Here is a 15,285-nt window from a genome sequence, read left to right on the forward strand (position 1 = left end):
AGTACTGGAGTGGGCGACCCTCTGGGAGACCCGATTCGCCGCCTCACCATTCATACTTCATTCACAGGGCCGAGCGACAGCAGTGTCGCTCGGCTTTTTGCATACAATTCAACCGCCGACCGCTAGGCTTAAGCGCCGGACACCGATACTGTCGAATGCGCCAAGGTGGCAGAGTCCGGCCGAACGCAGCGGCCTGCAGAGCCGCCCACCGCCGGTTCAAATCCGGCCCTTGGCTTTTGTACCGCCCGCACAGCTGCGGGTCTGACGGTCACTTCGACAGCGACTGCCCAGTGGCGACGCCGCCTCACTCGGCCCCTTCGGCGTCGGCCATCCACCGTTGTCCGTACGCCCGGTAGCCGTCGAACTCGACACGCGTGATTTCGTGTTCTATCTCCGCTCGCGCCTCGTCGCTGAGTCGGACGAGATGGCAGAGTGGATGCCCGGGGAGTGCGACGGGGGTTTCGAGGATACCGACGATGAGGCCGGTAAGGGGTGCCTCGACCATCTGCTCGTCGACTTCGAAGGGGTCGGAAAGTGGAAGATATCGCTGCTGGGCGTGATAGCCGGGGACGTTCACGACGTGGAGGAGAACGAGTGTGCCGCGGATATCGCTCGGATGATACTGCGAGGCGACTTCTTGCAGGGCTTCGACGCCGTTGAGTTCGTCGCCGTGGAGCGCCGCAGTCATGCAGACCCGCGGACCGTCTCGCTCGCCGCTGATAATCGTCACCGAAATCTCGCGGGGTCGCCGAGATACGTCTCGCTCACGGGGTAGCGGAACTGTCCTTTCTCACCGGAGGCGACGTCGTCGAGTGGGAACGAACGGGGCGTGTCGGGCATGCTCGCCCCTTTGCTCGCGGGGGTCGTTAACCTGTATCCCTCATGCGCTGTTTTCGGCGGCGGCCTGCTCGATGGCCTGTGCGATGGCGGCGTCCTCGTCGGTGCCGTCCGAAGCGGCCTCGAACGCGGTAGTGAAATCCAGCATCACGTCTTTCGCGAGTTCGCGTCCGTCGGTTTCCGTTGGCTGGACGTTCTCGACACGGGTCGACGCCTCGGCGTCCTCGTCGACGAGCCACACCTCGAAGTTGCCGTCTCGGTCCGGAGTGGGCTGAAACTTCACCTCGACTTCGAGGGTGCGATGCTCGTACTCGCGCCGCCCGACTTTCAGCCAGCCGTCCGGGACTGGTTGCTTCGTCATGGCATCCACTCGGACGGTCACCGAAATAAGCGTGTTCGTCGTCAGGAGTGGGCGCGCTGGAGTTCGACGCAGACGGCGGTGCCCATATCGTCGGTGTCCGCTATCCACACGCGGCCGCCGTACGTCTCCACGAGGTTGTCGACGAGATAGAGACCGAGGCCGCTGCCGGGGCTTTCGAGGCCTTTCTCGCCGCGGCCGAACACGTCGCGCTTGCGCGAGTCGGGAATTCCCGGTCCGTTGTCGGCGATGCGGACGAGCACCGTCTCGGGTCGCACCTCGACGTCGACCGAGATGACGATATCGGACTTGTCGTTGTGGAAGACGGCGTTGTCGAGGAGGTTGCCGAACACGGACGAGAGAATCGACGTCGCAAGCACGTCGACAGCGGGCAGGTCGTCGTCGCCCTCGATTCGGACGCCGTCGGTGCGGTAGTCGAAGTTCGAGCGCACGCGCTCGATTTCGCGTTTGAGAACCTCATCGAGCGGGATGGGTTCGAGTTCTGGGTCGGCGGCACCGAGAATGTCGGTCAGGTCGCCCACCGCCTCCGTGAGTTCTTTCGTGTGTGTCGCGGCGGTCATGACTCGCTCGAACGCCTCCGTCTCGGCGGGCGGAATCCGGTCGGCGAGTTCGTTGCCCCACCCCAGCGCGACGGACATGTCGTTGCGGATGTCGTGGCGGACGATTTGGTTGAGGAGCGCGAGACGGTCGCGCTCGGTTTCGAGGGAGCGTTCGACCTCTTTGCGGTCGGTCACGTCCTGTTGGAAGCCGACGAAGTGTGACGGCTCGCCATTCTCGTCGTAGATGGGGGCGATAGTCACTTGATTCCAGAACATCTCGCCACTCTGCCGGTAGTTCCGGACCTCGACGGTCACCGGCTCCCAGTTGTCGACGGCGCGGCGCATCCGGTCGACCGTCTCGGGGTCGGTGTCCTCACCTTGGAGGAAGCGACAGTTTCGGCCGAGGACCTCGTCGATGGGGTAGCCCGTAATCCGCTCGAAGGCGTCGTTGGCGTAGATGACCGGGTTGTCTGGTTGGCTCGGGTCGGAGATGGTGATGCCGACCGGCGCCTCGTCCATCGCTCGTTCCTTGAGTCGGACGTCGGCCGCCGTCGCCCGGTCGTCGCACTCGTGGTGTGTCAGGACCGCGTAGCGGCCGCCGTCGTCGGTCAGCAACGCGTACTGAACGCAGCGACCGTCGACGTGGATTCGATACTGGGAGTCGTCGCTCGCGACGTCGGCCGAATCGAGTAGCGACCGCAGTCGATTGGCGAGTACGACTGCTTGCTCGTTCGAGGACTGTCGGAGTCCGTCGAGATACGGTCGCGTGTCGGGCGCCAGCGGATGCTCGTGGGAGTCGGCGAACGACTGCCACGCCGCGTTCGATTCCACGACTCGCCCCGTCTCGTCGAGAACGGCGACGCGGGTCGGGAGCGAATCGAACGCTGCCTCGGTCAGGCCACCGGGCATGCTTGTGTCGTCACGGTGCCTCTCTTGTGGGCCTCCGTAATAGACCTGTCCGCTCGCGTGTGAATCCTCCACTCGAAAGCCGGGACTTTTCGGGCCGGCCGCCCTCTATCGGCGTGTATGTCCGATACGATGCGCGCAGCCGTGGTTCCCGAGGCTGGTGCCGATTTCGAACTCGTCGAGCGCCCGGTTCCGGACCCCGACCCCGACGAGGTCCGGGTCGCTATCGACGCCTGTGGCGTCTGTCACAGCGACGTCTTCGTGAAGGAAGGCACCTTCCCCGGCGTGTCCTATCCGCGGACGCCCGGTCACGAAATCGTCGGCCGCGTCGACGCCGTTGGTGACGACGTGACCGCGTGGAGCGAGGGTGACCGCGTGGGTGCCGGCTGGCACGGCGGGCACTGCTTCACCTGCGAGGCGTGTCGTCGCGGCGACTTCCTCCTGTGTGAGAACGCCGATATCACGGGCGTCACCTTCGACGGCGGGTACGCGGAGTACGCGACCGTTCCGACCGAGGCGCTGGCGGCCGTCCCCGAATCGCTGGACGCCGTCGACGCCGCACCCCTCCTCTGTGCCGGCGTGACGACGTACAACGCCCTCCGAAACAGCGACGCCCGACCGGGTGACCTCGTCGCCGTCGTCGGCGTCGGCGGCCTCGGCCACCTCGGCATCCAGTACGCCCACGCCGCCGGCTTCGAAACCGTCGCCATCTCTCGCAGTCCCGAGAAGCGCGAACTGGCCCTTGACCTCGGCGCCGACCACTTCGTCGACGCGAGCGACGACGACCCCGCCGAGGCCCTGCAGGAACTGGGCGGCGCGCGGGTCGTCCTCTCGACGGCGCCCTCGGCGGAGGCCGTCGAATCCGTCGTCGGTGGCCTCGGCGCCGACGGTGACCTCGTCGCGGTCGGTATCCCCGGCGAATCGGTGTCCGTCGACGTGATGGACCTCGTCGGCACGCGGAGTTCGGTCTCCGGATGGGGCTCCGGCCACGCCCGCGACTCGCAGGACACCCTCGAGTTCAGCGACCTCCGCGACATCACGCCCGTCGTCGAGCGATTCGGCCTCGACGAGGCCGACGACGCCTACGACCAGATGGTGTCGAACGAGGCGCGGTTCCGGGCCGTTCTCGACATCGCCGGCGACTGATGTAGTATCAGCCGAGATAATTCGTCCATCAAATATATATGTTCTAACTGTTTCTCCGCGATAGCCACGATGACTGTATCCCAACGGCCCAGTCAGCCCGCAGTCGAGTTTCCCCTGTCGTTCGACCGAATCGTCGGCCGTATCGGTGCGCCGATATTCATCCTCGACGCTGACCACGAGGTCGTCCTCTGGAACGACGGGATGGAGGAACTGACGGGTAGCAGTCAGGCGGACGCGCAGGCGGCCGACTCGGTCGGGGAGGCGTGGTATCAGGACGGGCGCCGCGCGAAGACGCTCGCCGACAAGGTCCTCGACGCCCCGGAAGACGCACACGACGAGTTCGACGTCGAGCGCATCGACGACGGCGACCACCCCGAGTATCGCGACCAGAGCGCCTTCACCGACACGCAGGGCGAGACTCGACACATCGTCTTCAGCGCATCGCCGCTGTACGACGACGGCGAACTCGTCGGCGTGGTCGAACTCGTCAAAGACCGGACGGAGGAGGTTCGTCGCCGCGAGCGAGTCGAGGCGCTCGTCGAGGAAGTGACGACCGCCATGCACGCCATCCAGAGCGGTGACCTCGGCGCTCGCGCGGAGTTCGAGGCCAACGAGTACATCGACGAGGAGCTGTTGACGGTCGTCGACTCGCTCAACGAGATGGGGTCGACCCTCGACGCCCTCGTCGCCGACGTGGACGACCAGACCCACGAACTCCGAGAGATTACGCAGGACGTCGCGGAAAGCGCCACCCGGATGGAGGAGATTGCGGACGAACAGGCGGAACGCACCGAGGAGGTTGCGGGCGAGGTGTCGAATCTCAGCGCGACCATCGAGGAGGTGGCCTCGACGGCCGACTCCGTCGCCGACACCAGCCGACAGGCCCGCGACCACGCCGAGGGCGGCCGCGAACTCAGTCAGGGGGCGCGCGACGCCATGTCGTCCGTCCGTGAGTCGAGTCGAGACGTGCGCGAGGACGTCGACGAACTCGACAGCACCGTCGACGAAATCGACGAGGTCATCGAGGTCATCAACGACATCGCGGACCAGACGAACCTGCTGGCGCTGAACGCGAACATCGAGGCGGCGCGTGCCGACCGCGACAGCGACGGGTTCGCCGTCGTCGCCAACGAAATCAAGTCGCTCGCTCAGCAGGCCCAAGAGCAGGCGGGCGAAATCGAGTCGATGATAGTCGACGTCCAGAGCCGCACCGAGCGGACGGTCGACAGCCTCGAAGCGACCGAGTCAGAAATCGATTCCGGCGTCTCGGAGGTCGAGGCCGGCATGGAGAAACTCGACGAAATCGTTGAGGCGGTCGGCGACGCCGTCGCCGGCATTCAGGAGGTGTCGACGGCGACTGACGAACAGGCGGCGAGCGCGGAGGAAATCGCCGCGATGGTCGACGACGCCCGCGACCGCTCCGAGCGCGTCGCCGAGGAGGTTCGCGAGGTCGCACGCGCCGCCGAGCGCCAGACGGAGAAGGTAGCGGAAATCGAGCGCAGCGTCGGCCAGTTGCGCAGCGACTCGAACTGACGCCCGAACGATTTTACTGTCTGCGCTCCGTCACGCCCGGCCGCGTATGAACCGGAGAGCGACACTCGGTATGTCGTTTGCAGAGTTAGTGATGACGCGAATCGGTCACGGCGTCGCGGCGCTGTGTCTCCTGTTCATCCTGCCGATACTGCCCTTTATCGCCGTCGCCGCTGCCGTCTCGGCGGTGGTGCGGCCGTCGCCGGAGACACCCGAACCAACGTACCGTCCCGACTGGGCCGAGTAGGTTAGTGGTCGTGGTCGGCGTGCCCGCCGTCGCCGGCGACGAGGGCGTCCGAGTCGCCGTCTATCATGTCCATATTCTTGAGGTTGTCCCGTTCCTCGAAGTCCTCGACGGCGTCGACGATGTCTTGCTGTGTGAGCGTGGTGCGCTCCTCGGTGAGGGCTTCGAGCACCGCTTCCCGGAGGACCATCCGGAGGTCGCTCCCGGTGAGGCCGTCGGTGAGTTCGGCCACCGCCTGCGGGTCGAACTCCGCGATGTCCATCTGCTTGGTGATGACCTGCAGGATGTCCGACCGCATCTGCCGGTCTGGCTTGGGGAAGTTGACGATTTCGTCGAAGCGTCGCCACGCGGCGGCGTCGAGTTGGTCGGGGTGGTTGGTCGCACCGATGAGAAGCACCTCGTCGCGAATGAGGCTGATGTCGTCGATGCTCTTGAGCAAGGTGTTGACGGCACGTTTGAGCGCGGCGTGTTCGTCGGAGCGGCGGGTCTTGGCCACCGAGTCGAACTCGTCGATGAAGAGGATACACGGCGAGAGCCGCTTTGCCACCTCGAAGGTCTTCTCGACGTTTTTCGCCGTCTCGCCGAGATACTGACTGGTTATCATCGACAGCTTCACCTCGACGAAGGGCTGGCCGAGTTCGTGGGCCAGCGCGCGCGAAGCGGTCGTCTTCCCGGTTCCGGGCGGGCCGACGAAGAGCAGTTTGCCGATTTCGCGCAGGCCAATCTCCGCGAGATAGTCGCGGTGTTCGATGGCCTTGACGATTTTCTGAATCTCGCCCTCTTGGTCTTCGGTGAGTACGAGGTCGTCGAGCGTCATCTCGATTTCCTCGGGGGCGCGCACCTGCACGAGGTCGAGCATCTCGCCGTCTTCGTCCTCGTCGAAGTAGGCTTCAAGGAGGCTGTCTATCCACACCCGGTCGGCGTGGATGGGACGGGTCTGGTCGCGAGCCTCTTCGAGGGTCACGTCGACGTCGTCGCGGTCGGCGACGACAGAGGCCACGGTCGGGTTGGTAGCTAGTCGCTCACGGTCGGCCCGTTCCACGAGCCAGTCGATAGCCATGTCCGGCTGCGTGAGCGTGATGCGTCCGGAGAAGTTCTCTTTCTCGGTAAACAGCAGGTCGGAAACGGCGTCCCACGGGTGTTCGACGCCCGTGGCTTGCCGGGCGGTCTGTTCGGTCACGACGAGGGGTCGCACGATGCCCCCCGCGACGGTGTCGTCGCTGGTATCCTCGTCGTCGTCGTCCTCGTCGGCCCAGAACACGCGCCGATAGCGTGGCGGTAGATCGTTCTCGTCGAGGCTCCGGTCGTCCGTGTAGACGTGGGCCGTCAGGAGAAACTCGACGACTTCGAGAGCCGGGTCACTCATCCCTCAACTATTCTCGTGGCAACCGTTTAAGACCGTCGGATTACCGGACAGCACCGTGTGCGACGCCGACAGGCGGCTCACTCCTCGGGGTGGGCGAACGACAGCGCCTCCAGCACCGATTCGTCCTCGCCGATGACGGTGATGCGGTCACCGCGTTCGAGCGTGCAGTCGCCGTCGGGAACGATTGTCTCGCCGTCGCGCGAGACGAGGGCAATCAGACAGCGCGGCGGGAGTTTCGGGCCGATATCCGCGATGGTTTTGCCGATGAGTTCCTCGGACGTGACCTCGATTTCCTGCACCTCGCCGCTCTCCCCGATTTCGCTCATCCAGTTGACGAGCGCCGGGCGCTCGATGTAGTCGTCGAACGCCATCGCCGTCGCGTCGACGGCGGAGATGGCGCGGACGCCGAGGTCCTCGAACGCGTCCACGTTGTCGGGGTTGTTCACCCGCGCGAGGATTGTTTCGGGCGAGAACTTCGATTCGGCTAGCTGTGACACCAGCAGGTTCACGTCGTCGTCGCCGGTGGTCGTGGCGACGATTTTGGCGTTTTCCGCGCCCGCCGAGCGCAACACCTCCGTGTCGGTGCCGTCGCCGTGGTGGACGGTCAGCCCTCCGTTTCTGGCTGCCTCTACGCTGTTCACGTCCTCTTCGACGAGGACGACGTTCTCTCCGCGGTCTTCGAGGCGCCGAGCGAGGGTCTGGCCCACGTTCCCGGCGCCGATGATGATTACACGCATGGGTATCACGTCGAGGAATTCGGCGATTTGTCTGGCGAAGCCGGCTTCGAGTGCGACCGTCAGGAAGATGACGAGGAAGACGGTGCCGACGAGGACACTCGCCACCTCGGGCATCCCCTGTGCCCGGAACTCGACGGCAAACAGCGTCGCGACCGAGGCGGGGATGATACCACGGGGGGCGACGAAACTCATGAACAGCCGTTCCCCACGGGTGAAGCGGTCGCCCGCCGTGCAGACGAACACGAGAAGTGGTCGGATGACGACGGCGACGACGGCGGCGACGACCAGTCCTCCCAGACCGAGCGCGATGAGGTACTCGAACTGGAGTAGCGCCGCGAGCGTGATGAAGACGAAGGAGAGGACGATGAGCGTCACGTCGCCCTTGAAGTCCGTAATCTCCTCCTCGTAGGGCACGTCGGCGTTACCGAGGAGGATGCCCGCGGTGGCCGCGGCGGCGACGCCCGCTTCGGTGGCGACGGCGTCTGCCCCGCCGTAGGCGACGAGTGCGCCCCCGAGGACGAGCAGTCGAGCGTTCTGTGGGGCGTTCCCCGGCGAGAGGTCGACGTAGCGCAGGGCGTAGATGACGACCCCCGCCACGACGAGACCGACGACGATGCCGGTGCCGAGACGCTGGGTGAACAGCGCGAGCAGCGCCGCGGGTGCGTGGACGTCCTCGATAATCGCTTCGAAGATGACGATGGCGAGAATCGCCGCCGTCACGTCGTTGACGATACCCTCCGTTTCGAGTGCGGCGCCGACCCGATTCCGCACCGGAACCACTTCGAGAATCGGAGCGATGACGGTCGGCCCGGTGGCGACCAACAGGGCGCCGATGAGCGCCGCGACCATCCACCGGACGCCGAGGACGTAGTGGACCGTGACCATCGTCCCGACGAGCGCGATGGCGGCGCCGATTGTCATCAGTTTGAACGTCGCGCTCGGCGCCTCGCGCAGGCGGTCGATGCGCAGGTGGAAGGCGCCCTCGAAGACGATGATAGCGACCGAGAGCCCGACGATGGCCGAGAGCGCGTTCCCGAACGAGTCGGGGCCCACGACGCCCAGCACTTCGGGGCCGAGGATGACGCCCGACGCGAGCAGAAAGACGACGCTCGGGATACGGAACCGGTCCGACAGAATCTGCGCCACGACGCCGACGCCGATGAGCGCCGCGACGAGCGTGATGAGATTGCCACCCCCAGCGGCCATCAGAGCACCTCCATGACTAGTGACGACGCGGTCGGATTGAATAAAACCCGACGGTTTCTCTCCCCGTCATGGCAATATATATCTACTAACATTTGCTTTTCCGCTAAATAAGTGGACGATTGACAACTACCGGCTGTCGAGGTAGCCGAGGACGCCCTTCGTGTTGAGGCGATACTCGGCTCGGCTCTTGCGCTCGCCCCACGGTTCGACGACCGGTGCCGTCTCGACGAAGTGTTCGATGACGGCGTCGTCGTCGCCGAGTTCCGCTCGCTTCTCGCGCACCGACTCGACCCACTCGGTGAGCACGTCGGCGTACTCGTCCATCAGGTTGGGGGTAAACGCCACCGCGCCGAAGTGGCCGAAACAGAGGTGGTCGGGGTTTCGCTCGGCGATGGTTTCGGCGTCCGCGAGACAGCCCTCCAAGTCGAAGTTGACCGGCGGCGAGGTGGGTCGGAGTTGGTCGGACCCTTCGGGGCGGATGCCCGCCGCGTCACCCGAGAACAGCACGTCGTCGGCTCGGTCGTGAAACACGACCTGATGCGGGGCGTGGCCGGGGGCGTGGACCACGTCGACCGTCCGGTCGCCGAGGTCGAGTTCGTCGCCGCCTTCGATGCCCTCGATGCGGTCTTCGGGGACCGGTTTCGGGTCGACGTAGTACTGCCACTGGTCGTCGACGGCGGCTTTCGTCCCGTCGACGAGTCGCGAGGGGTCGACCAGATGCCGAACGCCGATGTCGTGGGCCAGCACCGCCGCGTCGGGGTATTCGGCGGCGAGCAAGCCCGCGCCGCCCGCGTGGTCGAGGTGGACGTGAGTCGTGAGGATGTACTCGAGCGTGTCGACGCCAACCTCGTCGAGGGCGTCGATAACGAGGTCGACGTTCGTCCCGAGACCGGTGTCGACGACGGCCGGGCGCTCGGCGTCGAGAATGTAGACCGAGCCGTAGCCGGGGACGTCGTACGCGCCCACGTCGACGTAGTAGACGTCGGTGCCGTCGACCGCAGTGATATCGCCTATCGCCATGCGCATACGCCAGCGGCGGCGGTGAAAAGCGTTCTGTCACCCGTTGTCGTCCCGACACGGTTTTGTCGCGCCCCCGAGAACATCGGCCAAATGCTCAGCAGGCAGTATCTCCGCGAGAATCCGGACGAGGTGCGACAGAACCTCGACGACCGGGGGATGGCCGACGACGTCGACCTCGACCGCCTCCTCGACATCGACGAGGAGTGGCGGTCGCTCAAGAGCGAAGGCGACGACCTGCGTCACGAGCGCAATCAGGTCAGCGACCGCATCGGCCAGTTGAAAGCCGAGGGGAAGGAGGAAGAGGCCCAAGAGGCCATCGAGCGCTCGCAGGAACTCAAAGAGCGTCTGGAGGAGATCGAAACCCGTGCCGACGAACTCGAAGCCGAACTCGAAGCGGGGCTGATGGAGATTCCGAACGTTCCACACGAGGACGTCCCCGTCGGCGCCGACGAGAGCGACAACGTCGAGCGGCGTCGCCACGGGTTCGACGACCTGCGCGACCTGCCCGAGACGGTGACGCCTCACTACGACCTCGGCGAGGACCTCGACATCATCGACGAGGAGCGGGGCGCAAAGACCACCGGCGCGGGCTTTTACTTCCTCAAGGGCGAGGGTGCCCGCCTCGAACACGCCCTCATCCAGTTCATGATGGACGTCCACCGCGAACAGGGCTACGTCGACCTGTTCCCGCCCGTTCCCGTCAAGTCCACGTCGATGGAGGGGACGGGCCAGTTGCCGAAGTTCGCCAACGACGCCTACCGCATCGGCGGCGAGGAGACCACCGAGTACGACGACGACGACCTGTGGCTCTGTCCCACCGCCGAGGTGCCCGTCACCAACATGTACGCCGACGACATCCTCCTCCGGGACGACCTTCCGCTCAAACATCAGGCGTACACTCCGAACTTCCGGCGCGAGGCGGGCGAACACGGGACCGAAACCCGCGGTATCGTGCGCGTCCACCAGTTCAACAAGGTGGAACTCGTCAACTTCGTCGAACCCGAGGAGAGCTACGACCGCCTCGAAGGCTTGGTTGACGAGGCCGAGGAGGTCCTGCGCCGTCTCGGGCTTCCTTACCGCATCCTCTCGCTCTGTACCGGTGACCTCACCTTTGCCTCCGCGAAGACCTACGACATCGAGGTGTGGGCGCCGGGCACCGACGCCGACGACGGCCCGGACCGCGGCGGGCGATGGCTCGAAGTCTCCAGCGCCTCCAACTTCGAGGACTTCCAGTCGCGTCGCGCGGGGCTTCGCTACCGGCCCGAGCGCCACGAATCCGCCGACTACCTCCACACGCTCAACGCCTCCGGCACCGCCGTCGGGCGCGTGATGGTCGCCATCCTCGAATACTACCAGAACGAGGATGGCACCGTCACCGTCCCCGAGGCGCTCCGCCCCTACATGGGCGGACTGGAGACAATCGAGGGTCACGAGAAGGTGGGCGAGAGCGCACTCGGCGCCGGCGACCGCGAGTAGGCCCCCGCTCCCTGCGACACTATTATCTCGTCACTGAGCGTACAGGAAGGTACGATGGCCGACCTCCCTACTGACGAAACCGACGTGACCAGCACCGACGACTACACCGAAGCGGAGTACGAACTGAGCGCCGCCGACGCCGGCGACTTTCTGGTCGAACTCGGCGAACTCCTGCAGGCGGGCGACAACGTGACCCTCTCCGGCGACGACTGGGACCTCGACTTTGCCTACGGCGACACCGTCGAACTCGAAATCGAACACGTCGACGGCGCCGACGGGGAACTGGAAATCGAGGTTGAGCTGTCGGCCGCGAGCGACGACGAATCGCCCCCGTCGCTCGGCTAGTCGGTGTAGGTCGTCAGCGACTCGATTCGCTCTCCGACGCGGTGGACGTCGACGAAGCCGAACAGGTCGTCGCCGTCGAGACTCCGCAGACGGCCGCGGGCGAACACCGTCGTCGTCCCCGTCTCGTCCTCGCTCCCGACACACACCTCCGAGAGGGCGTGTTCCGTGTCGGTTCGCGGCCGCTCCGTCGCCATGAACTCGACGAATCGCTCCCGACCGTCGAGCGTGCGGTCGGGGCGGTAGTGGACGAACTCGGGCGCGAGACAGTCCCGAAGCCGGCCGTCGTCGCCGTCGTCGATGGCCGCGTAGTACGCCCGGACCACGTCACGGCGTGTCATACCCTCACTTTCGCCGACGCCCGCATGAACGGTTCGGTCCGTGACGAAGTGTATCCGGTTGCTGTGTTGAAGTTTGGGACACCTCGAAAGCCCCGACTCGCTGGAGTCGGGGGACTCGCTGCGCGCGCTCGCTTTGCTCGCGTGCTTGCGTCGTCCGCCTTCCTCCAGCAGCGAGGGAGCAAAGCTCCCTCGGGCAATCGGGCGGCGAAGCCGCCCGATGACGAGTCGCCCCTTTCAGTCCCACCCAGCGACGGCCGGTTGGTCAGCCGATGCGGGCGGGACTGAAAGGGGCCGTCCGTTCGCCAGCCAAGACGACGTAAGCACCGCAACGAAGTGAGGAGCGCAGCGAGTCGCAGGCGGCGAACGGACGGGGGCTTTCGAGGTGGGTTCAATCGCAGCGCTCTAAGCCCAACTGTCTGTCGACGACAACCCATTTATTCGACGCCCGCCTGCCTTCGGCGTGGACCTTCACGTGCGGTACGCGGGCGACGACGACCCCGAGAAGTGTACGGCCCGCAAACTCGCGCGATTCGACCTCGCCGAACTTCACCGGTCGGACCGGGCGACGCCGTACGGGGTCGTCCTCAACCCACACGCCGAGCAGGCGCTGTCGCCAGCGGATTCGACGGAGACGCTGGTTGCCCTCGACTGCTCGTGGGAGTCGGCGGGCGAGGCGCGCTTTTCGCTCCCCGGCGAACACCGCGCGCTCCCCTATCTCGTCGCCGCCAACCCCGTCAACTTCGGCAAGCCGTTCCGACTGACGACGGTGGAGGCGCTGGCGGCGGGGCTGGTCATCCTCGGTGAGCGACCCCACGCCGAGCGGATTCTCTCGAAGTTCACGTGGGGCGAGACGTTTCTCGAACTCAATGACGAACCGCTGCGGCGGTACGCCGACTGTGACGACTCGGCGGACGTGGTGGCCGTGCAGGGCGAGTATCTGGACCGCTAGCCCACAGCGTTGATGTCGCTCCGCTCACAAGAGTGACGTATGCAGCGCCGCCGAGCCCTCCCCGTCGCCCTCGCCGTTCTCGGCCTCGTCGCCGTCCTCGTCGGAGTGCGACAGGGACTCGTCCACGTCGCACCGGGCTACGAAGGAACGATTATGACCGGCTGGGACGGGCCGCTGAACCACGAGGAGCGACTGCTCTCCCGTCTCGCCGTCGTCGGCGTCGTCGGGTCGGTCGCCGCGCTCCGGTGGCGGCGCCTTGCCGTCGTTCCGGCCGCGACGGGCGGCGTCGTCCTCTTTTACGCCCTTCGGGCGGTCCTCCACTACGCGCTGGACCCGGGGCTGTACGTCGAAGTGCAGGTCTACGGCGGGCCGACCCGCTTTGTCCTCGGCGCCGAACCCGTTTTGCTCGTGGTCGGTGGCGCCCTCCTCGTCGCCGCCGGCGTCGTCGAGTGGCGCGCGACCGACGCCGAAACCGCGAGTCCGTCTCCCGCATCGACCGTCTAACCGCGAACGGACGACCTTTTATCCGCGCGTGTCGAAGCGTCGACAATGATTTTCGAAGGCCTGCCGACCACGCCATGGTCGGAGGAACTCATCGACAAGGCGTTCTCGCGGGCCGCTCGCTCCGGGCGTGCGAAGTCGGGGGTGGAAGCCCAGCAGTCTATGCTCCAGACGGCGGGCAACATCCTCTCCGACAACCTCGAGAACGTGGTGACGGAGTGGCCGGACTTCGGCGTCGTCGACCCGTTCTATCGTGACCTCGCCGACGCGGTGTTGCGCCGCGAGCTATCGACTCGTACCGCCGAAGACGGCACCGAACAGGTCGGATTGGACGCGCTCCGGGCCAGTCTCTCCGAAGTGACGTGGGCCAGCCGTCAGGTCGAGGAGATACAGCGCGAGTACAACTCCAAACTCCGGAAGACGGACGTGGATACGGCGCGCAAACACCGCAAACAGGCCTTTGCGCGCATGGCCGACGTCGTCGAGGAAGTGTCGACCGACCTCCGCCGCGTCGGCGAGGCGCGCGACGCCCTCCGTGACCTGCCCGACATCCGCCCCGACGAACCGACCATCGTCGTCGCGGGCTACCCGAACGTGGGCAAGTCCTCGTTCGTGAACGACGTCACCCGCGCGAGCAACGAAATCGCCCGCTACCCGTTCACCACGCGCGGGATTCAAATCGGGCACTTCGAGCGCGACCACATCCGCTACCAGATTATCGACACGCCGGGTCTGCTCGACCGGCCCGAAGCCGAGCGCAACGACATCGAGAGTCAGGCGGTCAGCGCGCTGGCGCATTTGGCCGATGCCGTCCTCTTCGTCGTCGACGCCAGCGGGGCGTGTGGCTACCCGCTCGACGCCCAACTCGACCTCCGAGACGCAATCGTCGAGCGCTTCGACGCGCCCGTCATCACTGTCTGCAACAAGAGCGACCGCTCGCGGGACGTGGAGGCCGACGCCTACATGAGCGTCACCGAAGGCGAGAACGTCGAGGGCGTTCTCGATTTGGCCGTCGAGACGGTCGATTGGGAGTCCGACCTGCCCTCGCGCTAGGCCGCCGCGTAGGTCACGTCGACGCTCACCTGCACCGTCACCGGCCCGGGTTCGAGCGTCGTCGCGTCCTCGAATCGAGCGCCGGCGTAGGGCAGGAACTCGGCGCCCGTGCTGACCTGCCGAACGCCCGTAATCGTGAGGTCTGCCGTCGACGCGAGGCCGTCGGCGTCGGTCCGGGCCGCGCTCATTGCCCGGTCGAACGCCGTCGCCCGGAGCGACGCTCGCTGGTCGTCGCTCAGCGTGAACTGCACGCCGTCGACGCTCGTCGCGCCGCTATCGACGGCCCGGTCGATGACCTCTCCCACGTTCTCGGGCGTCGTCTCGGCGGCTAAGGAGTGTCGCGCGCGGTAGCCGACCATCGTTCGGCGCTCGCCATCCGTTTCGTATATGGGTTCGATGAGGAAGCCGGTCGTCGTCACGTTTGCGCCGGCGAGTGCCGACCGAACGCTCGCCACGTCGGTTGCCACGCGACTCCGGGCTTCGGCGGCGCTGTCGGCCGCCGCCTCGACGCTGAGCGAGACGATAGCGAGGTCCGGGTCCGCCGTCGCGGCTCCGGTCGCCGAGACAGCGATAGTCGACTCGTCGCCCGATTCTCCGGCGTCCGCTTGGAGCGGCGTGGTACAGCCAGCGAGGAGGACGACGATAGCGAGTGTCAGCGCGAGTGTGCGTTTCATACCCTCTAGAGGCTGTCAGAGTATATGAACTGGCTCGGT

The 15,285-nt window shown here is 66.0% G+C and carries 15 protein-coding genes, 1 tRNA gene and 1 pseudogene; 9 read left to right on the top strand and 8 right to left on the bottom strand.

Annotation, left to right across the window (positions count from 1 at the left end; all coding sequences use genetic code 11):
- Positions 1-159 precede the first annotated feature (159 nt).
- Positions 160-235 (top strand) — tRNA-Cys (locus ACQUSQ_RS04250).
- Positions 236-526: 291 nt separating this feature from the next.
- Here ACQUSQ_RS04250 and ACQUSQ_RS04255 read toward each other — a convergent pair.
- The 3 genes and pseudogenes from ACQUSQ_RS04255 to ACQUSQ_RS04265 all read right to left on the bottom strand — a co-directional run.
- Positions 527-840: pseudogene (locus ACQUSQ_RS04255) on the bottom strand (succinylglutamate desuccinylase/aspartoacylase family protein); the annotation flags it as partial.
- A gap of 40 nt (positions 841-880) precedes the next feature.
- Positions 881-1,198, bottom strand: a complete 318-nt coding sequence (locus tag ACQUSQ_RS04260) for a hypothetical protein (protein ID WP_435067278.1) — start codon at positions 1,196-1,198, stop codon at positions 881-883.
- A 41-nt stretch (positions 1,199-1,239) separates the two neighbouring features.
- Positions 1,240-2,664, bottom strand: a complete 1,425-nt coding sequence (locus tag ACQUSQ_RS04265; RefSeq protein ID WP_435067279.1) for a PAS domain-containing protein — start codon at positions 2,662-2,664, stop codon at positions 1,240-1,242.
- 129 nt (positions 2,665-2,793) lie between these two features.
- On the opposite strand from ACQUSQ_RS04265, the gene ACQUSQ_RS04270 reads away from it, so the two are divergent.
- The 3 genes from ACQUSQ_RS04270 (at position 2,794) to ACQUSQ_RS04280 (ending at position 5,584) form a co-directional block, all read left to right on the top strand.
- Positions 2,794-3,807, top strand: coding sequence for an alcohol dehydrogenase (locus tag ACQUSQ_RS04270; RefSeq protein ID WP_435067280.1), 1,014 nt, complete (start codon positions 2,794-2,796; stop codon positions 3,805-3,807).
- 69 nt (positions 3,808-3,876) lie between these two features.
- Positions 3,877-5,340: a methyl-accepting chemotaxis protein gene (locus ACQUSQ_RS04275; protein ID WP_435067281.1), complete on the top strand. Its 1,464-nt coding sequence runs from the start codon at positions 3,877-3,879 to the stop codon at positions 5,338-5,340.
- A 46-nt stretch (positions 5,341-5,386) separates the two neighbouring features.
- A complete protein-coding gene (locus ACQUSQ_RS04280; RefSeq protein ID WP_435067282.1) occupies positions 5,387-5,584 on the top strand; it encodes a hypothetical protein in 198 nt (65 codons plus the stop codon).
- A gap of 1 nt (position 5,585) precedes the next feature.
- On the opposite strand, the gene ACQUSQ_RS04285 is transcribed toward ACQUSQ_RS04280, so the two are convergent.
- The 3 genes from ACQUSQ_RS04285 to ACQUSQ_RS04295 form a co-directional block, all read right to left on the bottom strand.
- The gene (locus ACQUSQ_RS04285; protein ID WP_435067283.1) at positions 5,586-6,947 is read right to left on the bottom strand and encodes an ATP-binding protein; all 1,362 of its coding nucleotides are present in this window, start codon (positions 6,945-6,947) and stop codon (positions 5,586-5,588) included.
- Between the two features lie 77 nt (positions 6,948-7,024).
- Positions 7,025-8,890 (bottom strand): cation:proton antiporter domain-containing protein, encoded by a 1,866-nt coding sequence (locus ACQUSQ_RS04290; RefSeq protein ID WP_435067284.1) that lies wholly within the window; start codon positions 8,888-8,890, stop codon positions 7,025-7,027.
- Positions 8,891-9,016: 126 nt separating this feature from the next.
- Positions 9,017-9,910: an MBL fold metallo-hydrolase gene (locus ACQUSQ_RS04295; protein WP_435067285.1), complete on the bottom strand. Its 894-nt coding sequence runs from the start codon at positions 9,908-9,910 to the stop codon at positions 9,017-9,019.
- Between the two features lie 90 nt (positions 9,911-10,000).
- Between ACQUSQ_RS04295 and serS the strand changes: the two genes are divergently transcribed.
- Together serS and ACQUSQ_RS04305 are read left to right on the top strand one after the other, a co-directional pair.
- Positions 10,001-11,386 carry a serine--tRNA ligase gene (gene serS / locus ACQUSQ_RS04300; RefSeq protein ID WP_435067286.1) on the top strand — a complete coding sequence of 462 codons (1,386 nt, stop codon included), beginning with the start codon at positions 10,001-10,003 and terminating at the stop codon, positions 11,384-11,386.
- 54 nt (positions 11,387-11,440) lie between these two features.
- The gene (locus ACQUSQ_RS04305; protein WP_435067287.1) at positions 11,441-11,731 is read left to right on the top strand and encodes an amphi-Trp domain-containing protein; all 291 of its coding nucleotides are present in this window, start codon (positions 11,441-11,443) and stop codon (positions 11,729-11,731) included.
- On the opposite strand, the gene ACQUSQ_RS04310 is transcribed toward ACQUSQ_RS04305, so the two are convergent.
- Positions 11,728-12,069: a nuclear transport factor 2 family protein gene (locus tag ACQUSQ_RS04310; protein WP_435067288.1), complete on the bottom strand. Its 342-nt coding sequence runs from the start codon at positions 12,067-12,069 to the stop codon at positions 11,728-11,730. The two genes, ACQUSQ_RS04305 and ACQUSQ_RS04310, sit on opposite strands and share 4 nt — an antisense overlap.
- 460 nt (positions 12,070-12,529) lie before the next feature.
- Between ACQUSQ_RS04310 and ACQUSQ_RS04315 the strand changes: the two genes are divergently transcribed.
- From ACQUSQ_RS04315 to ACQUSQ_RS04325, 3 genes are read left to right on the top strand one after another with little or no spacing between them, the layout of a single operon-like run.
- Positions 12,530-13,018: a DUF367 family protein gene (locus ACQUSQ_RS04315; RefSeq protein ID WP_435067289.1), complete on the top strand. Its 489-nt coding sequence runs from the start codon at positions 12,530-12,532 to the stop codon at positions 13,016-13,018.
- Between the two features lie 39 nt (positions 13,019-13,057).
- Positions 13,058-13,522 (top strand): hypothetical protein, encoded by a 465-nt coding sequence (locus ACQUSQ_RS04320; RefSeq protein WP_435067290.1) that lies wholly within the window; start codon positions 13,058-13,060, stop codon positions 13,520-13,522.
- Between the two features lie 45 nt (positions 13,523-13,567).
- Positions 13,568-14,572, top strand: a complete 1,005-nt coding sequence (locus ACQUSQ_RS04325) for an NOG1 family protein (RefSeq protein ID WP_435067291.1) — start codon at positions 13,568-13,570, stop codon at positions 14,570-14,572.
- Here the strand turns inward: ACQUSQ_RS04325 and ACQUSQ_RS04330 are convergent.
- Positions 14,569-15,246, bottom strand: a complete 678-nt coding sequence (locus tag ACQUSQ_RS04330; protein ID WP_435067292.1) for an SIMPL domain-containing protein — start codon at positions 15,244-15,246, stop codon at positions 14,569-14,571. The genes ACQUSQ_RS04325 and ACQUSQ_RS04330 overlap by 4 nt on opposite strands.
- Positions 15,247-15,285: the final 39 nt, after the last annotated feature.

The sequence above is a fragment of the Haloplanus sp. C73 genome (genome assembly GCF_051195115.1).
Classification (GTDB): domain Archaea; phylum Halobacteriota; class Halobacteria; order Halobacteriales; family Haloferacaceae; genus Haloplanus.